Genomic DNA, 19,688 nt, shown 5'->3' with positions numbered 1-19,688 from the left:
TAAAATAAGTTTTGAAAAATAAACCTTTAAAAAGATAATAACAACAGCTTTTTATAGAAAGGCTCGCTTTAACATGTGGATGTGATTCAAGTTTTCCACACAAAGCCCCTTGCAAAGTCTGGCATGAACCGCCTACAAACAGACTAAATACGAAAATTTGGTTACTTTTGCCTTTTATGCACAGAGAATGACGGCATGCTCCTAAGTAAATTAGAAATTAAAGGCTTTAAAAGTTTCGGTGACCGCATGGTCATCCATTTTGACAAAGGCATCACCGGTGTCGTGGGCCCGAACGGCTGTGGCAAATCCAACGTCGTGGATGCAATCCGCTGGGTGCTGGGAGAGCAAAAATCCCGCATGCTACGCTCGGATAAAATGGAAAATGTGATTTTTAATGGTACGAAAAACCGCAAGCCCACGAACCTGGCCGAGGTTAGCCTAACCTTCGAGAATACGCGCAATTTACTTCCTACAGAATATACACATGTCACCATCACCCGCCGCTACTACCGGTCTGGGGAATCCGAATATTTAATTAATGGCGTTACCTGCCGCCTAAAAGACATCACTAACCTGTTCATGGATACAGGCATCAACTCGAACAGCTACGCCATTATCGAGCTGAAGATGATCGATGAGCTGCTGAACGATAAAAACAATTCACGGCGTGAACTTTTCGAGGAGGCCGCGGGGATTTCTAAATTTAAAACCCGTAAGCGGGAGTCGCTAAAAAAACTCAGCGACACCGATGCAGACTTGGAACGTGTAGAAGATGTCCTCTACGAGATCGAAAAAAACTTGAAAAGCCTGGAAAAACAGGCCAAGCAAGCTGAAAAATATTTCCAGCTGAAGGATACCTATAAGGAAATCAGCATCAATTTGGCGAAGCGTTCTGTAGCGGCTTTTCGAGAGGATTTATTGGGCCTACAGGCCCAAATCACCCAGAAACAAGACGAGCAAGGGAGCATCCAAAGCCGCATCAACCTCCTGGAGGCGGGCATAGAGGAAGCCAAGGCCGGTTTGCTACAAAAGGAAAAACTCCTTTCCTCGCGCCAAAAGACGCTCAACGAGCAGGTCAATAAGATCCGACAGTTTGAAAGCGAGAAAAAAATCAAGAATGAGCGGCTGCGTTTCTTGGAGGACCGCTCCCAAAAGCTGCGCGATAGCCTCGACCAAGACCGTAAGTCGAATGATCGGGCAGGGTTTAGCATTCGCTCCCTAGAGCAGGAGCTGGAAAGCACTGAAAAACGGTTCCGCGAGCAGGAAATCGAAATGGAGGAACTGAAAGCCATTTACGAGAGCAAAAAAGAACGTGTGCGGCAATTTCAAGAAGAGCAGAAAATCAAGCAAGAGCGCTTTGCGCAAGCAAAAGAACGGGTCTATCAGCTGGCGAAAGAACAGGAAATCAAGCAGATTCAGCTCTCCACGCTGAAGCAGGAGCTAGAGAAGACGACGACGGCAGACTACCAGCAGGAGCATCACTTACAGGAGTTCGAAGATAAGGCCGCCGAGCTACTTGACAAGCTCCAGCAGCAGGAAACCGAAGTGGAGCGCCTCAGCGCTAAGCAGCTTAAACTCGAACAAGATATCGAGGAAACCGAAAAGGTCGCCCAGCTCATAAAAGACGAACTTGTGCAGCTCAATAGGAAGCTAGACGCCAAACAAAACGAGTTTAACCTTACCAAGTCACTTGTCGATAACCTAGAAGGTTTTCCCGAGGCGATCAAGTTTCTAAAAAAAAACGCCTCTTGGGGAAAGGACACCCCCCTGCTTTCCGATGTGCTGACGACAGCCGAAAATTACCGCGTAGTGATCGAAAATTATTTGGAGAGCTACATGAACTACTACGTAGTCGAAACCCGTGAGCAGGCCCTTTCAGCCGTGAATATGCTCAGTGATGCCTCCCGAGGTAAGGCCAATTTTTTTATTTTAGACGAGTTTCAGCAGTACATGCCCCGGCAGGAGCAGCTATTTCCGAATGCACGTCCTGCCGTAAGCATCGTGGACTATGACTCGAAATACCGCCGCCTGATCGCATTTTTGCTCGATAATGTGTATGTGGTAGAGGGTGACTTTCGAGATTTTCCAGAGCGTGAGGGACATGTCTTTTTAGCCGCGAGCGGCAAAATCATCCGCCGCCCTTTTAGCATTTCCGGAGGCTCCGTGGGGCTTTTTGAAGGCAAGCGCCTCGGTCGAGCGAAAAATCTCGAAAAGCTAGAAGAAACAATCAAGCAGCTACAAAAAACCATCAGCTATACGCGAAATAAATTAGAAGATAAAACCAGCGAGATCCTCAAATTACGCGCCCAACAGGTGAAGCCCGCCATCGATACGGCCCGCCAAGAAGTAGATCAAACACGCCAGGCCTATATCGCCATCCGCACGAAAAAGGAACAGCTCGCCGAGCTTCTTACTACTAATGCCAACAAACGAGAGGACATCGAGCAGCGAGTAGAAGAACTGCTGGACGCGCTCAGTGTACTTGAACCCGACCTGTTAGAAGCACGGGAAAGGCTTCTCATCCTCCAGGAAGAGGCAGAACAGGTACAAGAGGAGCTACAGGTGCTGAATGAGGCGCTGGCGCAAAGGTCTGCTGCCTATAATGAGGCCAACATCCGCTTTCATCAGGGACAAAACCGTGTGAATAGCCTAGAACAAGAGATTGATTTCAAACAAAAAGCCTTCGAAAGCAGCGCCGAACGGATTCAAGTTGCACAACAAGAACTGAGTGGTTTAGACCAGGAAATCAGAAACTTATTAGGAAATAATGAAGTGAAAGACGAGGAGCTTTTCGCCCTCTACGAGGAAAAAGAAGCCATCGAGTCCGGATTGACTGAGTCGGAACAGAGTTACTACGCCGCACGGGGTGCCATCGATGAACAAGAGAAGGAAGTGCGCTTGCTCCAGCGCCAAAAAGAACAGTTCCAAACCTTGTTGCAGGAGCTACAACAAGCGGCTACGGACCTGAACATGCGTATGCACAGTTTGCGCGAGCGCCTAAGTGTGGAATTTGAGCTGGATTTAGATGCGCTAATGGAAGAAGATCCCGAAGTAGCCGAAGCGTATAGAGAAGAGAGCCCGGAGGCGCTTCGTAGGGCCCTGCAGCAGCAAAAAGAAAAGTTGGAAAAAATGGGACCTATAAATCCCATGGCGATGGAAGCCTATGATGAAATTAAGGAACGTCATACCTTTATTTTGGAACAAAAAGCGGACCTTATAGACGCTAAAAATAGCTTGGTAAAAACGATAGGTGAAATCGATCAAGTGGTGCGGGAAACTTTCTTAGACGCTTTCGAAAAAATTAAGAGCAACTTCATCAAAGTTTTCCGCTCCCTTTTCACGGAGGAGGATGATTGTGACTTGAAGCTGGTAGATCCTACGAACCCACTGGAGAGCGCCATCGAGATCATGGCCAAGCCGAAGGGAAAGCGCCCACTGACCATCAACCAGCTTTCAGGGGGTGAAAAAACGCTTACGGCCACCTCCTTGTTATTTGCGATATACCTATTAAAGCCCGCCCCTTTCTGTATCTTCGATGAGGTAGACGCACCCCTAGATGATGCGAATATCGATAAGTTTAATCAGATCATTAAGACCTTTTCTTCGGAGTCTCAATTTATTATTGTCACCCACAACAAGCGCACCATGGCCAGCACCGATGTGATTTATGGCATCACTATGATCGAAGCCGGCGTATCCCGTGTGGTGCCGGTGGATTTACGTGCCTTAGCCTAAGCCATGGAAGCATTAGATAGCAGTACATTAAACTTCAGCCATACGGGCATATACCTGTTGCAGGTCGCCTTGGCCATCATCATGTTTGGCATCGCGCTAAACTTAAATTGGGCAGACTTTCGGGCCATTCGGCAGCAGCCCAAAGCCTTTTTTCTAGGCCTGATTTCGCAATGGATCCTACTTCCCCTGCTTACTTGGCTGTTGGTGCAGCTGCTGCAGGTTCCACCTTCTGTGGCCTTGGGGATGTTTTTGGTGGCCGCCTGCCCGGGGGGCAATGTGAGTAACTTTATGACCCACTGGGCAAAGGGAGATACAGCACTTTCCATCGCCATCACGGCTGCTAGCACGCTTATTTCCTTTGTGATGACTCCTTTGAGCTTTGCGTTCTGGGCAGGCCATTATGCTCCTGCCGCTACCTTGTTACGTAGCTTCAACATGCCACTAGGAGAGCTCTTTGTCACCATAGCGATGATTCTCCTAGTCCCCTTGCTAGCTGGAGCAGCTGTCAAGCACCGCTATCCTCGCCTTGCCCTGCAGCTTAGCCGCGTACTCCAACCCCTGTCCATCGCCCTTTTCTTACTTTTCGTGGTACTTGCCTTTTTTGGAAATTATGCCTTGTTTTTACAGTTTATTGGCGTCATATTCTTTTGGGTATTAGCTCATAATGGACTGGCTATCAGCGCAGGATTTAGCCTAGCTTCAGCTTTTGGTTTAAACAAACAGCAGCGGCGCACCCTAAGCATCGAGACGGGAATTCAGAACTCCGGCTTGGCGCTCGGCATAATTTTTACGTATTTTGGAGGATTGGGAGGCATGGCCATCATTGCGGGATGGTGGGGAGTCTGGCATCTCGTTTCCGGCCTTCTGCTTTCCAGTTTTTGGCATTTTAAAGCAACTGCCCCAGCAGAAAAACCCGTCCTATAAGCATGCAAGACCTCTTTAACGCCCTACTCCGAGCCTATGTAAAAGTCGCATTAAACGTTTATTTCAACCGTATCCGCGTACATGGCACCGCACATATCCCGAAAAATAAGGCGGTATTACTGGTTGCTAACCATCAAAATGCCCTCATCGATCCTATCTTGCTGGCCACCCATACCCGTTTGAATCCTTATTTTTTAACCCGGGCCTCGGTATTTCAAAAGTCCTTCGTAGCGAAAATACTCCACTTTATTCGCATGATCCCCGTTTATCGCGTTCGGGATGGCTTACGCAACATGGAAAAGAACCAAGAGTCCTTCGAGCAATCCGTCGACATACTGCGCAGAAACGGTTGCATGATCATTTTCGGTGAAGGAAATCATGCCAGCACGCGCTCTCTGCGGCCCTTAAAAAAAGGTTTCGTGCGCATCGCCTTTCAGGCTTTAGCAGAAGACCCAGAATTGGATCTGGTAATTTTGCCCGTAGGGATTAATTATACCAACCATCAAGCGAGCGGTAGCGAGGTAGGCATTTACTTTGGCGAAGCCCTACCTGCCCAGCCCTATTTGGGCAAGCCCCTACACCTGCTGCGCGCCGTAGAAGCTGCTTTACAGCCTTTGGTAAGCCAAATTCCAGAAGAAGAACATGCAGAACTCACCCAAGCGCTAATCAAGCGGAAGGTAAAACTAAGTGATCCAGAAGCGGTTCGAAAAGGGCTACCCCGGCTGGAGTTCGACTGCGAAGGAAGTTTGGCGACACTGCCTGGCAACTCCGGGCCTAGCCTACTGAAACGTTTAAATCGCTGGGCGCACTTTCCTGCTTACCTGTTTTGGCGCTGGGCTGCACCCAAAATTTCGGATCCCGCCTTTATCGCCACCTTTAAGTTCTGTATCGGCTTAGTACTAGTCCCCCTACAGCATGCCTTACTCTGGTATCTGGCATTTCAGGGACAGTACTGGGCGGCCAGCTATGCAGTGATCGGCACCTGCCTCTTGCTGGTACAGCGAGCCGAGCCTAAATGAGAAGTCGAATAACGGTTACGCTCATTTTTAAACGTCTTGTATACATTTTTATGTCATACAAAACCTCATACGATTACCCTATTAACCCTTGCAACATTGTTGCGTTAATGGAGTAAAAGTTAACCAACAAACCAAAACGCAATGACTAAAGAAGAAATCTTAGCAGCATTAGAGCTATGGGGAAATGCCGTAGTCGAAATCGGTAAGGCGAAAGGCAATCATGAGGAGGCTACGGCCCGTGCGAAAAATGCGCTAGACACGCTTTACGGTTACCCGGAAGGTGAGGTATTATTTAAGCCCACCAAGTGTAAAGACATTCAGTTCAGAAATACCTATGAAGGTGCATTAGCCTATTTCGTAGGTAGAAATCCTGACTTCCCGGAAGATCACGGCTTCGCAGTAAATCCTTGGTTGGCGGTACGCTTCGAAGACCTAAAGTTTTCTATCATTGGAGAGCAGGGCTTGGTTCAGGGCAACTATTTCTTCACCCCTCCCATGGGTCCTGAGGTGAAAGTTGAGTTTACCTTCGGCTTTTTCAAAAATGCTGAGGGCAAAATCAAAATTAACCTGCACCACTCTTCTGTACCTTTCCAGGGTTAAGAAGAAGAGGAAAAGCGTAAAAAAAGGGAGCTTAGGCTCCCTTTTTTTTGCCCTTAGGGGCCTACCAAGCAGGTCGTACTGCTTAAATCTGACTTTTACCGCCAGGCATACTAGGACGCACTTCGATTTTAGAAGGCAAAGTACGTGGATGCATCTGCATCAGGTCCACGACCAATTTTCCGATATCTTCAATTTGTATTTTCCAGTGATCTGCTTCACTTGGTACATGATCATTAAAATACGTGGCTACCGAGCCGGGCATAATCGTGCTTACGCGGATGCCATGCTGTCTTAAATCAAGCATAATCGCCTGGGAAAAGCCTGTGAGTCCGAATTTGCTCGCATTGTAGGCAGCGCCTCCAGCAAAAAAGTTAGTCCCCGCTAAGGAAGAAATGCTGATAAAAAACCCTTGAGCAGCCTTAAGACCTTCGAGTGCGGCTTTAATAGAATAAAAGACACCGGTTAGGTTCGTATCGATCACCTCGTGCCACTGCTCATGCGACAAGTCCTCGATCGAGGCGAAGTGTCCCAGGCCAGCATTGGCTACGAACAGGTCAAGTTGCCCCCATTTTTCTAAAACCGCTGCTACTGCATGCTCTTGTTCTTGAAAGTTACGCACGTCTGCTTGTAGGGCTAGAATTTCACCACTGCCGACATTGGAAAGGCTATCAGCGGCCATTTGTGCTGCTTCCAGAGAGCGGCTGGTAATGGCTACGCGCATGCCCTGCTCCATGAGTGAGCGGGCTACGCCCAAGCCGATCCCTTTACTTCCCCCCGTAATGAGGGCTGTTTTTTGCTTTAAATTGACCATAAAAATTCGTGTTGGTTTCGTTTTTATAGGGCCATAACTCTAAAACTTGGCTAGAAGTTCGTAATTTACTTTTTCCGCCCGAAGGGTGGCCTTTCCGCCACCGATATACCTATCGTGAGATGGGTTTTGGTTGGGTTTTTGTGCAGCATTTAAGAAAAGAAAGACATAAGCATGACGCGTTTTCTACTGGGAATCATCACCACACTCATTTTGGGCTTGGCTATCTATATGGCGTTTTTTAAATCTGCTGGAGTCCAGGAGCAAATTGAAATCCGCCATGGAGATGTCATCAAAGAGCAGGTAGAGCAGGTCGGGAAGTTGATCGTGACCGAGGGAAATTTTTCGCTGGTGACCAGTTACGAAAATTCGAAAAGGCTGTATTTTGATTTGATCAAAAGTAATAAGAAAGCCCTCGTCGTCGTACATGCCAAAGTTACTGTCGCCTATGACCTCAGCCAAATGCGCTATGAAGTTGACGAAGAAAACCACATCTTACGTATTTTATATATTCCGGATGAGGAGTTGAATATCTATCCAGATATCGAGTATTACGATATCAGCCAAGATTACTTTAACCGCTTTGAGGCGAAAGACTATAATAAGGTACGCGCGCAGGCTACTTTTCGCATCAAGCAGCAAGTGCTCGCTAGCGGCATCCAGCAGGATGGCAAAAAAAGATTGGTGGAGGAGCTAAGTAAACTGTTTTTCCTAACAGACCTGTACGGCTGGGAGCTCCAGTACCAAGAAACGACCATCGAGGACGAGGCTGCCCTGAAGAGGTTTTTGCGCTAGCCTTTCGCTGGTAGATGCCGGACATAAAAAAAACCTAGTCTAAGAAAGACTAGGTTTTCACTCACTTTAACCACTAACAACCATAAAACAAATTCATCATGCAAGTGCAATCCGAAAGATGAAAAACATCAATTTGTTGTAGTCCGTACGGGAATCGAACCCGTGTTTCATCCGTGAAAGGGATGCGTCCTAACCCCTAGACGAACGGACCGGGGATTCAGGAAGATCAGAAAGTAGTCCGTACGGGAATCGAACCCGTGTTTCATCCGTGAAAGGGATGCGTCCTAACCCCTAGACGAACGGACCATTTTGCGTTTGACTTGCTGTCTTCCTGAATGGTGATGCAAATATAGAGGGTTAAATTAACAATGCAAAATGGCGCGAAAAAAAATTAACATCGAATTCACAAGTATCTGAAATTAAGGAGAAAAAAATACAGGAAATTTTAAATCCGCACCTTTAGCCAGACATTTTCCAAACAATCCACCGAAAAATGGCTTTTAGCAAACAAAGGCGCTTTTACAATTCCCGTTCTAAACCTATGTTTCTGCTAACAATTCCGTAATTTCGCCTGCGCTTTCTCTTTTTGCGTATTTTAGCTCATGAACCAACGTACACTAAAAATCGGCGTAAACGGCTGTGGCCGCATCGGACGCTTGATCATCAAATTACTAGCCCGTGACCCGAGGGTGCAACTTGTCGCCGTGAATGACCTCACCGATGTCCATACACTCGCACATCTACTTAAATACGATTCTATACATGGTCCCTATGATGGCGCTATAGCCGTTGAGGGAGAACAGTTACTTTTAGCGGGGCGCCCCGTGCATGTTTTTACCGAAAAAGACCCGGAGCGTATCCCTTGGGGTGCGCATGAGGTAGATATCGTACTTGAATCTACTGGCAAGTTTACGCAGTATGCTTTGGCCGAAGGCCACTTAAAGGCTGGCGCCAAACGCGTCATCTTAACCGCACCACCGAAGGATGCCATGCCCATGGTAGTACTCGGCGTAAATGAGCACGTGCTAGAGGAAAACCCTAAAATTATATCGAATGCCAGTTGTACCACCAACTGCCTCGCTCCAATGGTGGCAGTGTTAGATGCTGCCTTCGGGATCGAAAAGGGCTTCGTTTCCACTGTGCATTCGTACACAAATGATCAAAACCTCCACGATGCTCCCCACCGTGACCTTAGACGCGCGCGTGCAGCGGCCTATTCCATTATCCCTACCACTACCCATGCTGCTATGGCCATGGAGCTGGTACTCCCTCACTTAAAAGGTAAAATAGAGGCCTCTGCCATGCGCGTACCCGTACCGAATGGCTCGCTGACCGACCTGATCGTGCAGGTAAAGCGCCCTACTGACACCGCAGAGGTTAATGCCTTATTCCAAGCTGCTGCCACAGGGCCCTATGCCGGTATTATTTCCTATATCACCGAACCCCTCGTTTCTATCGATATCATCGGAAATCCCCACTCCTGTCTATTCGATGCCGAACTCACTTCCGTGAAGGGTGACCTGATAAAAGTCGTAGGCTGGTACGATAATGAAGCCGGATACGCGCATCGCCTCTTGGACCTAGTCCATGCAATGGGGAAACGGATTTGACTAATGGTCAAAAAAGATAGGCTTATTCTTCTTCCTGAAAGCGCTGAATTAAGTGGAGCACCTCCTCGGTCACAGCATAACTTTCTTGGATGAGCTTTTCGGTATGCAACTGAAAGGCTGTCCCAAAACCCTCCTGCTCTTGTAAGTCTTTTCCTTCTTGTAAGAGCGTTTGTAAGGAACGAACGCCGAACATTTCAACAGTTGGCTTTAACTTGTGCCGGATAAGTCGAATCTGCTCTGAATCGTGCGCTTCGGCACCTTCGGTGTAATGCTCCCGAAGCTCTTTTAAGGCGCTCAACAAGGCCTCTAATAACTGGCCTTTAAAGCCGGCATCTCCTGCTGCTAAGGCATCTAACTGGGTTAAATCTACATGCATAGTTTAGTCATTTATAGGAATTTTAGCAGCAGCTACTGCTTGACCTGCCTCTGATCCCGCCACAAAGCCTGTACTCCAGGCGGCTTGAAAATTAAATCCTCCCGTGATGCCATCGATGTCGAGCACCTCCCCTGCAAAAAAAAGTCCCGGGTATCTCCGTGCTTCCATGCGGAGAGGATCCACCTCCGAGAGCGAGATACCGCCCGCCGTTACGAACTCTTCTTTAAAGGTAGTCTTGCCACGAAGCTGAAAGGGATAAGCGAAGCATAGAGCCGTCAATTTATTCTTTTGCTTTTTACTTACTTCCTGCCAAGGCGTCTGCAAGGCGATCTCCGCCTGCTCTAATAGAAAATGCCAGAGCCGCTGGGGCACTGGAAAGGCAGCGCTGTTTTTTACTTGCATCTTCGGGTGCAGGGCGATCTGGCTGCGCCAAAGCTCCTGTAGCTGCTCTTCCGTGAACTCGGCTACCCAGCGGATCTGCGCCACGCCCTGATACTGCATGTCTGCTAGGTGCCTGGCGGCAAAGGCCGATAACTTCAGAACCGCTGGCCCGCTCAGCCCCCAGTGCGTGAGTAAAAGAGGACCAGAATAGCTCCATTTCGTGTTTTCTAAGCGCACACTCGCCTCCGGTACGCTGATACCCGGTAGCTGACGAAGCGGTTCATCCGGCCCATTAAAGGTGAACAAAGAGGGCACAGGGTTGACGATTTCTAAATTCAGGTTCGCTAGCCAATCCAGTTGGGAACGTTTAGATGCTCCTCCTGTACAGATAATCACACATTGGGCTTGTAGCACCTTATCCGGCAACTGAAGCTCCCACCGCTCCGCTACTGGACGTAGACTTGTTACTTGACCTTCGGTCAAAAGCACCACCCCTTGCCGCGAGGCCTCTGTCCGCAAGCAATCGATAATAGATTGGGAGCTATCTGTGGTCGGAAACATACGTCCGTCCGCCTCCACTTTTAGCGCCACGCCACGTTGGCTAAACCAGTCTATGGTGTCTTGGACCTGAAAGCGGGCTACCACCTTTTTCAAGAAGCGTTCCCCACGTGGGTAATTTTTTAGCAGTTGGCCTGACTGAAAAGCCGCATGCGTGACATTACAGCGCCCTCCCCCGGATACCTTGACCTTGGCTAGCGTTTTACGTGTTTTTTCTAACAGCAGTACCTCTGCACCTGCCGCCGCGGCATGAATAGCCGCGAAATATCCGGCAGCACCTGCTCCTATGACGATTACCTCATGCATAGCAACAAAGTTACAGCATTCCTGCGTGAGAAGCTGCATGATGGCGCTCCATGGCCTATTTTTTATCAAAAATCAGAAAAATTTACTAACTTCGAATGGATAAAATGGGTTTCCTTTCTATCTAGAATGTATCTTTAGTATCCAATCCGCGTTGTTCCATGTCCCTTTCCTTGCGATTTTGCCTGCGAATTCCACTACTCCTTATACTGCTAGCCAGCGCGCTATTCCTGGTCCCGCATGCAGGTCAGGCGCAGGTGCGCCTAGGTGGCTCTTCTTCGGAGCGGCTTCTGCAACAGGCAGAATTAGCCATGAAAGCCGGGCGTTATGAGCGTGCCAATGATTTTTTTCGAGAGATTATCGACAATAATTTGAGTATCCCGCCCGAGATGCCTTACCTTTTTGCAAAAACGCTATTTGAGCTGGGCCAATACCGAAATGCCGAAAGTTTCTTAGCAAAATACAAAGAAGTAAGTGGGCGCAAGGGGCTGCATTACGAAGAAGCTTTGGCCTTAGAGCAAGCGCTCCTCCCCCCGCTGCAAGCTATCCAAGACTGTCAGTTGTGTGACTCCGAAGGCTATCGCCATGCCATTTGTGAACGCTGTGACGGTGCCGAGGAAGTGGAGCAAGACTGCGGCTGGTGCAAAGGGCGTGGTATCGTGGGATGCACCGACTGTATGGCTACGGGCATCATCGTACGAAAAAATGTCTTTAATATCGTCGAATACCACGAGTGTGGCCGCTGTGATGCTTCAGGGAGAGTTACCTGCCCGACCTGCGAAGGAAAGAAATTGGTACTTTCTACCTGCCGCGTATGTGCAGGAAAAGGGATGACGCCCACAGAGGAACTATGCAACCACCAAGACAGCCAAAATCCACGGCATGTTTCGCTCGCTTTTATGCGCTTAAAAAAGCAAGTGGAGCAGCTCCATAAGCAGCAGACGCCACAGGAATCAAGTGGCAGCTACTAATATCGCATTGCGCGGCAACCGCGCACATCCTATTCACTGTACAAGCTATGCCCCAGCGCACTTGTATCGCATAACCCTAACGTTTGCATCCTACCCGTTTTAGGCGTAGCTGCACCTTAGCATTAGCAGTGAATTAGACTTGCCCTTACTGGAATATAGGAATTCCCATTGACCATGGGTTAAAATAAAAAACCTCCCAAAAAGTACTTTTGGAAGGTTTTTAGCCTAAGGTGCAGTATTGTAAGCCCTATTAGGAACAATATTCGGTTAAGGCTTTCTGTGCACCATCAAAGTTGAGCCGAGCTGCCTGTCTAAAATCATCACAAGCGCCTTTCCGGTTTTCTGTGGCAACTTTTAACATGCCTCTATTGTAATAGGCTTGCGCGAAATCCTTATCCATTTTAATGGCAGTGCTATATTCCTTAAGTGCCTGCTCTGTATTTCCAAGCATATGTAAGGCACGACCCTTCATAAAGTAGACCATGACAGGAGCTCCAGAGACCTCAGAAGCATACTCCGCATAAAGCAAGGCATTGCTGTAATTTTTTTGCTTGTGGTACAAGTTGGACAGCGCCATCATGACTTGCACATTTTTATTATCCGCATCTAGGGCGGCCTTAAAATCGGATTCCGCTTTCGCGATGTCACCTAGCTCCTCATAGGCGCGACCCCTGTTGTAGAGGGATTTCACATGCTTCGGCTTCGTTTTCAGGTAATCTGTGTAGGCGGCGATGGCCTCATCAAATTTCCCGGAGGCGAACAAACTGTCCGCATCCGAGCTTTTGCTTTCTCCGCAGCTGCTGCTGACGAGCAGCAGAAGCAGAAAAAAGATACTCAAGTATTTCATTGTATGAGAAATTAAAGATTTGGTTTTGACCCTAGGTTAAACCGCTACATTATTTTCTCTAAGCGCATCATTTAAAGATGTTTTTAGATCTGTAGAGGCCTTTCTTTGACCGATGATCAAAGCAGCAGGCACTTGGTAGTCACCGGCAGGGAATTTTTTGGTAATAGAACCTGGGATCACCACCGAACGAGGAGGCACGTACCCTTGATACGTTTTGGGCTCCGTTCCGGTTACATCGATGATCTTCGAGCTCGCTGTTAGCGTTACGCCCGCACCGATGACCGCTTCTTTTCCGATATGTACTCCTTCTACGATGATGGCGCGAGAGCCGATGAAAGCTCCATCTTCCACGATCACAGGAGCTGCCTGTACGGGTTCTAAAACACCTCCGATGCCTACACCGCCGCTGAGGTGTACATTTTTGCCGATTTGTGCACAAGAACCTACTGTAGCCCAAGTGTCAACCATCGTGCCACTGTCCACATATGCGCCGATATTTACATAGGAGGGCATCATCACGACGCCGGAGGCCAAGTAAGCGCCATAGCGTGCCACAGCGTGTGGAACTACGCGTACACCCTGTTTCGCATAATTGGTCTTTAGCGCCATTTTATCATGAAATTCAAAAGGGCCTACTTCTATTGTATGCATTTTCTGAATTGGAAAATACAAGATGACGGCCTTCTTCACCCAGTCGTTCACTTGCCATGTACCATCCGGAAGGGGAGCGGCACAGCGCAATTTGCCCGCATCCAAGTCACTGATGACTGATTTTATGGCGATCTCCACATCTTTCTCTTGAAGAAGACTTCTATCCTCCCAAGCTTTTTCGATAATTGCTTGTAATTCCATCGTTGGGTATAGCGTTACTATTGATTTAGGTGGCCAAAAAACATTTTCAGCCTTATTTTTTACTGTAATAGGTATGATTGAAGCCGTGAAACAAATAAATGTTAGGTAAACTTCATAGTATTTTAGCTAAATAATACACAATTATTTGATGAAGCGAGCCCTGCTGAGATAAAGCCCTCGGGCTACCGCCCAAAAGCCACCGGAGCACTTATCCACATCCCCGCGCACTTTAGCATTAGCCCTGAAAGAGCTTGTTTGTGGATAAGTCAAGCCCTACTGTGGATAGGAACGGCATGAAGCGCAAGTGCCGTCTCTTCTGCATGGCCTGCAAGGAGGGAGTTTCGCTCCAATTACGCCTTTTTACTCCTACTTTTTTTGCCCCCTCCCTGTCCGCCGTTTGGGGCACGCAACGTCTAGCAGGCAGCGTCCTTCCTTTCGGTAGTACAAGAAGTTTGCCATGCTCCTGAACAGAATTCGGGAAACGATGACTTTGTCAAGGAAATCAACAAGCCGCCAGAGGTCGTCATTTACAACCGCGCGACAAAAAAAACTGAGCTCTGCAACTGCAGTAAATTATTTGGTTATTCGGGAGCCGTCTCTGAACTAGAAAGCCTTTTCCTATTTAATTACTATAAATCAATGACTTAAAGAATATCTTTTCGCACATTTCCTCCGCCTGAAAGCTAAGTATAAAGCCCTAAAAGGAGGCATAGGAGCAAGTAGAAGCTCAAGCCTGACACAAGTAGACCAACACATTTCGTCCTTTACGCATAAAGAGGGGCAGCCCGGGCATGGAAACGACCGTAAGGGCAAGCGGCCACTCGTTTAAAGGAAACATCTTACTGATACTATTTTTGCAAAGCACTTAGATTGTCATATCTCTTTTTCTTGATGAACAAGCTGGCTTATGATACTATTTTTGCACAGCTTCTGATTAAGCTCTAACGCTCCACTGAATCAGGTAATACTATTTTTGCATTCGCGTCTAAATAGCTTGTGGGTGGCTTATCCACTTGTACACAGGCTTTTCCACAGTTGCTTCTGCAAAGGGGCGCGAGCAGGGGACTTATCCACTTCGCGCAGCATAAAACCTAGCTGTAGGAAACGAAATTTCCCCTTTTGGAAACTCCTAACCTCCCCCCTCGCTCCCTAAACCGGCCCTTTTAGCAACACAGCCCATACAAGTAGAAATCTATACAAATACCTTATAAACAATACTTTAAGCTAGATGAAAACATATAATTTCTATTTTTAAGTTATCACTTAATTAATATTTAGGATAAGCTAAACAACCCTCAATGCTACCCACAGGCTTATCCACAGCTGTTTTAGAAATTACGTAATTAAATTTTAGCCTAAACTAATTATCTATATCTTTGTGTTTCGTCTTTATACAAGTTGTAGCCATGGAATTAACAGCAGCAGAAGAAAACTACCTCAAGGTGATCTATAAGTTGAGCGACGGAGGTAAGACCTCCGTCAGCACCAATGACTTGGCCGCGGCTATGAGCATGAAACCGGCCTCTGCCTCGGACATGATCAAGCGTCTAGCAGAAAAAAAACTCTTGGACTATCGCAAGTATTACGGTGCAGAGTTAAATGAGCTAGGGAAAAAGCTGGCCATCGACGTGATTCGAAGAAATAAATTGTGGATGGTTTTCTTAGCAGACCGCCTAAAATTTTCCTGGGATGAAATCGATCAGGTGGCTGATGAGCTGGAGCATACCCGCTCGGGTCTTTTGCTGAGTCGCCTCGAGGAATTTTTAGGCTATCCCAAGGTAGACCCCCACGGGGAGCCCATCCCGGATGTGAGCGGTGCTATCCAAGCACGGCCACGGATTCCCCTGTTGGCATTGCCCATCGGGCAAAGTGCCCAGATCGTTTCCGTAAAAGACAGCAGCCCAGCCTTTCTCAAGTACCTAGATAAAATCGGGGCCTATATCGGCGCACAAGTGCAGCTACTGGACAAGGTGGAGTTTGATGGCAGTATCGAGCTGCTGGTGGATCAAAAGCGCTCCGTCTTCATGTCTTCCTCGATAGCGGCTAACTTGCTGGTGATGCCATGAGTAAGCACTCCCCTACCCTCTCTTTCAGGAACCACAAGCCCAGCTCCTACGTTATGCCGTTCAAATGCGTGCTTTAAATTCCTTATCTTTGATATCCTATTTAATATATATGTATCCCTTTCGCTTGCCCTATTTAAAACTTGTTGCGATGCGCTTTTTGATTCCGCTTGCCCTTCTTTGGATGCTTCCCCTAGCCACTTCCGCACAGGGACAGGCTCAAGAGCAAATTCATTGGATGCAATTTGAGGAGGCTGTGCAGGCTTCCGCCGCCGTCCCCAAAATGGTGCTGGTAGATGTCTATACCGACTGGTGCGGCTGGTGTAAAAAAATGGATAAAGAAACCTTTACCGACCAAGAGGTCATCGCCTACATAAATGCCCACTTTTATCCTGTGAAGTTAAATGCGGAACGTACAGACCGCTCTTTTGAATTTCGGGGCAAGTCGTATACCGAGGCGAGCATCGCTAAGGCCATGCGGGTACGGAGTTATCCCAACTTTATTCTAATGGACGCGAGCATGGAAAATATCACTCAGCTGCCGGGATATCGCAAGCCCAAGGATTTCTTAGAAAGCTTGGAGCGCCTGAGAGAAAACTTTATACAAGGAGAAGACTAATGCAGTTAAAAGATACCATTATCGCACTGGCTACCCCACAGGGTGTAGGCGCCATTGCCGTTATTCGCCTTTCGGGTCCTGATGCGATCCGCATGTGTAATGGCGTTTTTCGGGGCAAAGACTTGGAGCAACAAGCCTCCCATACCATCCACTTTGGAACCTTGCGCGATGGGGACCGCATCATCGATGAGGTGCTCGTCTCCTTATTTATCGCACCCCGCTCGTTTACGAAAGAAAACGTGGTGGAAATCTCCACGCATGGCTCTTCTTACATCATCCAACAGGTCATCAAGCTTTTTTTACGTCAGGGTGCACGTTTGGCCAAGCCGGGTGAGTTCACCCAAAGGGCCTTTCTAAATGGGCAGTTCGATTTGGCGCAGGCGGAAGCCGTAGCCGACCTGATCCATGCAGATTCCGAGGCCTCCCATCGTGCGGCACTCCATCAGATGCGCGGCGGCTTCAGCCATGAAATCAAAAGCCTGCGGGAGGAATTGATTCACTTCGCTTCTATGATCGAGCTGGAACTCGATTTCACAGAAGAAGATGTGGAATTTGCGAGCCGAGACGATTTACGTGTCCTCATCGAACGCCTGCTGCGCGCCGTGGAGCACCTGATAGGCAGTTTTGACCTCGGTCAGGTCATAAAGAATGGAGTACCGACGGTGATTGCGGGCAAGCCCAATGCAGGAAAAAGCACCTTGTTAAATGCCCTACTCAATGAAGAAAAGGCCATTGTCTCCGATATCGCTGGCACCACGCGTGATTTCATCGAAGATGAGCTTAACATCGGCGGTGTCATCTTTCGCTTCATCGACACCGCGGGCCTTCGGGAGACAACGGACACGATCGAGGCCATTGGCGTAAGCCGCACCCAAGAAAAAATGAAAAGTGCCTCCCTGATTATCTACCTCTTTGATCTGGGTGACACGGATATGGTGGAAATCAACAGGGATGTCAATAAGCTCGAAAACTTAGGCGTGCCCTTCGTCAAGGTGGCTAATAAATTGGACAAGGCAGACCCAGACTTCCTGGCACAGCTGCAGGCCGCCCATCCGGATGTGCTATGCATTGCGGCGGGCCGCAAAGAAAACCTCGAAGCACTTCGAGAGCGCTTGTTGGAGCTCGTCAATGTGGACACGTTTAAGACCGGGAACACGGTGGTCACCAACATACGGCATTACGATTCCTTAATCAACACCCGCAGTTCGCTTTTAGATGTGCTGAGCGGACTGGATCAGGAAGTAACCAATGACTTCTTGGCCATGGACATTCGGCGTTCGCTGCATTACCTGGGTGAGATTACCGGAGAGATCACCACAGATGATTTGTTGGCCAATATCTTCAGTAAGTTTTGTATCGGGAAGTAATCAGCACGTAACCCGAAGGGACGATGAGGGAAGGCTTCGTTTTGTGACACGTAAAAGGTTGCGCCCACCTCTCCTACTACCCAAATCAAAAAAGCAAGCATCTATGCCTGTAAGCAATAATCCTTGGCACTGCTTTTGACGATGTGTAAATCTTTCCCTATTTTTGCAGCATGAAGCAGATCGCTCAGGAATCGTATAAAGGCCCTTCTGAAAAATGGAGTGTGGTGATTGTCCTTTGGGCAATCTTCCTGACACTGCTTTCCTGTGCCGATCATGAAGAAGCACGCTCCAAAAGCATTTCTTCCGACAACACCGCCTGGGAAGCCCTGGACTTCGATGAAGTAGACTTCCCCACCACCACCTTACGGAAAACAACAAGCTTTTCGCTGCTTAGCCCCGAGCGTGTGCTCTCGGATTTTGTTGTTGGGGTTTCCAGCTCTAAAGCTTTCCGACAAGCCCTCCTTCTCCCTATTTCCGAGGCATTCGCGCTTCGAGGAGATCGGTTATATCCTACTTTTTTTCAACGAATCTTTCTAAGTAGTTTCCAAACGCAGGCCCCCTAATTATTTTTTTCCTGGTAAAAAAACCTATGACTTTCTCTGAAGAAGCATCATAGGCCTCACTACCGTGGTATTTTCGCATGCGAAAATGCCTGTTTTTCTATTTTCCTACCTTTTTCTTAGTTCAAAATCATGGATCACACGATCGCATGCAGCCAAGTGCGCCAAGCCCTATCGTTTATGGCAGCGCAAACACTTCTGGCTGCCCTCTCCCTTTTACTCCTACTGGGCTGCTCTGACGGGCGCTCCGCCGTAGAAGAAACGGCCATCCCAGTAGAACTGTATCGCTTAGATACTGATACTGTCCTGCTACCGGAATACCATGTGGCCAGCATTCAGGCCCAACAATTTATAGAAGTCCGCTCGCGTATCCATGGGTTTATTGCCTCCATCGCAGTAGACGAGGGCACTACAGTGCAGGCGGGCCAACTTTTGTTCACCATCAGTTCGCGAGAGCTGTCCGAAGAGCTCAATAGTGCACGGGCACGACTGGCTCAGGTACAAGCTGATGCAGCAGCGGCTGAAATCGAAATGAAACGCCTGGCACCGCTAGTGGAACAGAAGATCATCGCTCCTTCTGCCTATACCCTGGCAAAAGCACGCTACGATGCAGCCCTATCTTCCATACAGGAAGCGGAAGCATTAGTCAACCATGCGGAGGTTTCCCTCAGCTACACACAGGTGCGAGCGCCCTTCGCAGGCCTGGTGGATCGCATCCCGCTGAAACGTGGCGCCATGGTCAGCCAGGGAGATCTCTTGACGCACCTCACTGACATCGAAGAGGTGTTTGCCTATTATAAGCTAAATGAAAAAGCCTATCTCGATTTTATGCAGTCCGGAGGAGGAATGGAAGGAAAAACATCCGGGGAGCAGCTTATTTCCTTGCGACTGGCAGATGGCAGCCTCTACCCCCACAGCGGCACGGTAGAAATCATGGAAGCCGATTTCGACCCTTTGACCGGCTCCATTGCGATTCGTGCGCGCTTCCCCAACCCCGATCGTCTGCTCAAACATGGCAGCAGTGGTACCATCGTCACAGAAAAAGCCATCACCGATGTCTTCCTCATCCCACAGGAGGCGACCTTTGACATTCAGGACTTCAGCTATGTGTACCTGCTGCAGCCTGATAATCGGGTCATTGCGCGCAGTTTCCAACCGCTAGCGCGACTAGAAAATCACTATGTCGTTCGCGGATTTCAGCCGGGAGATCAAATCGTCTATGCAGGCCTTCAATTCCTCAAGGATGGCATGCGCATACAAGAGAAAAGGAAAGTATCCAGCACAGATTAATTAGAAACCC

17 protein-coding genes and 2 tRNA genes are annotated in these 19,688 nt (G+C 48.3%); 12 read left to right on the top strand and 7 right to left on the bottom strand.

The features are described 5' to 3' along the window. Window positions 1-195: 195 nt before the first annotated feature. The 4 genes from smc to ACXIT9_RS13655 all read left to right on the top strand — a co-directional run bounded on the left by smc (window position 196) and on the right by ACXIT9_RS13655 (window position 6,278). On the top strand, window positions 196-3,735 hold the full coding sequence (gene smc / locus ACXIT9_RS13670; protein ID WP_458056801.1) for a chromosome segregation protein SMC: 3,540 nt from the start codon (window positions 196-198) through the stop codon (window positions 3,733-3,735). A 3-nt stretch (window positions 3,736-3,738) separates the two neighbouring features. Then, complete coding sequence (locus tag ACXIT9_RS13665) at window positions 3,739-4,659, top strand: bile acid:sodium symporter family protein (RefSeq protein WP_458056800.1); 921 nt, start codon at window positions 3,739-3,741, stop codon at window positions 4,657-4,659. Window positions 4,660-4,661: 2 nt separating this feature from the next. Continuing rightward, window positions 4,662-5,678, top strand: a complete 1,017-nt coding sequence (locus ACXIT9_RS13660; protein WP_458056799.1) for a 1-acyl-sn-glycerol-3-phosphate acyltransferase — start codon at window positions 4,662-4,664, stop codon at window positions 5,676-5,678. Window positions 5,679-5,819: 141 nt separating this feature from the next. Further along, entirely contained in the window at window positions 5,820-6,278 is a 459-nt protein-coding gene (locus tag ACXIT9_RS13655; RefSeq protein WP_009054920.1) for a hypothetical protein, read from the top strand. 82 nt (window positions 6,279-6,360) lie between these two features. On the opposite strand, the gene ACXIT9_RS13650 is transcribed toward ACXIT9_RS13655, so the two are convergent. Then, entirely contained in the window at window positions 6,361-7,089 is a 729-nt protein-coding gene (locus tag ACXIT9_RS13650; protein ID WP_458056798.1) for an SDR family oxidoreductase, read from the bottom strand. A 171-nt stretch (window positions 7,090-7,260) separates the two neighbouring features. Here ACXIT9_RS13650 and ACXIT9_RS13645 point away from each other — a divergent pair, with 171 nt between their 5' ends. Next, entirely contained in the window at window positions 7,261-7,881 is a 621-nt protein-coding gene (locus tag ACXIT9_RS13645; RefSeq protein ID WP_458056797.1) for a DUF4230 domain-containing protein, read from the top strand. A 139-nt stretch (window positions 7,882-8,020) separates the two neighbouring features. Here the strand turns inward: ACXIT9_RS13645 and ACXIT9_RS13640 are convergent. Both ACXIT9_RS13640 and ACXIT9_RS13635 read right to left on the bottom strand, forming a co-directional pair. Then, window positions 8,021-8,092, bottom strand: a tRNA-Glu gene (locus ACXIT9_RS13640). Window positions 8,093-8,115: 23 nt separating this feature from the next. Next, a tRNA-Glu gene (locus ACXIT9_RS13635) sits at window positions 8,116-8,187 on the bottom strand. Between the two features lie 296 nt (window positions 8,188-8,483). On the opposite strand from ACXIT9_RS13635, the gene gap reads away from it, so the two are divergent. Continuing rightward, window positions 8,484-9,491: a type I glyceraldehyde-3-phosphate dehydrogenase gene (gene gap, locus ACXIT9_RS13630; protein ID WP_458056796.1), complete on the top strand. Its 1,008-nt coding sequence runs from the start codon at window positions 8,484-8,486 to the stop codon at window positions 9,489-9,491. Between the two features lie 22 nt (window positions 9,492-9,513). Here the strand turns inward: gap and ACXIT9_RS13625 are convergent, their stop codons facing one another. Both ACXIT9_RS13625 and ACXIT9_RS13620 read right to left on the bottom strand, forming a co-directional pair. Then, window positions 9,514-9,867: a hypothetical protein gene (locus tag ACXIT9_RS13625; RefSeq protein WP_458056795.1), complete on the bottom strand. Its 354-nt coding sequence runs from the start codon at window positions 9,865-9,867 to the stop codon at window positions 9,514-9,516. Window positions 9,868-9,870: 3 nt separating this feature from the next. Continuing rightward, entirely contained in the window at window positions 9,871-11,112 is a 1,242-nt protein-coding gene (locus ACXIT9_RS13620) for an NAD(P)/FAD-dependent oxidoreductase (protein ID WP_458056794.1), read from the bottom strand. A gap of 158 nt (window positions 11,113-11,270) precedes the next feature. Between ACXIT9_RS13620 and ACXIT9_RS13615 the strand changes: the two genes are divergently transcribed. After that, window positions 11,271-12,080 (top strand): molecular chaperone DnaJ, encoded by an 810-nt coding sequence (locus ACXIT9_RS13615; protein WP_458056793.1) that lies wholly within the window; start codon window positions 11,271-11,273, stop codon window positions 12,078-12,080. A gap of 250 nt (window positions 12,081-12,330) precedes the next feature. Here the strand turns inward: ACXIT9_RS13615 and ACXIT9_RS13610 are convergent, their stop codons facing one another. Both ACXIT9_RS13610 and ACXIT9_RS13605 read right to left on the bottom strand, forming a co-directional pair. Continuing rightward, window positions 12,331-12,927: a tetratricopeptide repeat protein gene (locus ACXIT9_RS13610; RefSeq protein WP_458056792.1), complete on the bottom strand. Its 597-nt coding sequence runs from the start codon at window positions 12,925-12,927 to the stop codon at window positions 12,331-12,333. A gap of 36 nt (window positions 12,928-12,963) precedes the next feature. Then, window positions 12,964-13,779, bottom strand: coding sequence for a 2,3,4,5-tetrahydropyridine-2,6-dicarboxylate N-succinyltransferase (locus ACXIT9_RS13605; protein ID WP_458056791.1), 816 nt, complete (start codon window positions 13,777-13,779; stop codon window positions 12,964-12,966). Between the two features lie 1,406 nt (window positions 13,780-15,185). On the opposite strand from ACXIT9_RS13605, the gene ACXIT9_RS13600 reads away from it, so the two are divergent. The 5 genes from ACXIT9_RS13600 (at window position 15,186) to ACXIT9_RS13580 (ending at window position 19,678) form a co-directional block, all read left to right on the top strand. Next, window positions 15,186-15,845 (top strand): metal-dependent transcriptional regulator, encoded by a 660-nt coding sequence (locus ACXIT9_RS13600; RefSeq protein ID WP_458056790.1) that lies wholly within the window; start codon window positions 15,186-15,188, stop codon window positions 15,843-15,845. A gap of 148 nt (window positions 15,846-15,993) precedes the next feature. Beyond that, window positions 15,994-16,461 carry a thioredoxin family protein gene (locus tag ACXIT9_RS13595; protein WP_458056789.1) on the top strand — a complete coding sequence of 156 codons (468 nt, stop codon included), beginning with the start codon at window positions 15,994-15,996 and terminating at the stop codon, window positions 16,459-16,461. Then, the gene (gene mnmE / locus ACXIT9_RS13590) at window positions 16,461-17,828 is read left to right on the top strand and encodes a tRNA uridine-5-carboxymethylaminomethyl(34) synthesis GTPase MnmE (protein WP_458056788.1); all 1,368 of its coding nucleotides are present in this window, start codon (window positions 16,461-16,463) and stop codon (window positions 17,826-17,828) included. The genes ACXIT9_RS13595 and mnmE overlap by 1 nt, the downstream gene beginning before the upstream one ends. A 170-nt stretch (window positions 17,829-17,998) precedes the next feature. Next, window positions 17,999-18,391, top strand: a complete 393-nt coding sequence (locus tag ACXIT9_RS13585; protein ID WP_458056787.1) for a hypothetical protein — start codon at window positions 17,999-18,001, stop codon at window positions 18,389-18,391. 129 nt (window positions 18,392-18,520) lie between these two features. Beyond that, on the top strand, window positions 18,521-19,678 hold the full coding sequence (locus ACXIT9_RS13580) for an efflux RND transporter periplasmic adaptor subunit (protein ID WP_458056786.1): 1,158 nt from the start codon (window positions 18,521-18,523) through the stop codon (window positions 19,676-19,678). Window positions 19,679-19,688 lie beyond the last annotated feature (10 nt).

It is taken from the genome of Nitritalea sp. (assembly GCF_054166705.1).
The sequence above is the reverse complement of the archived record's forward strand: the minus strand, read 5'-3'. Positions and strand labels throughout refer to the sequence as shown.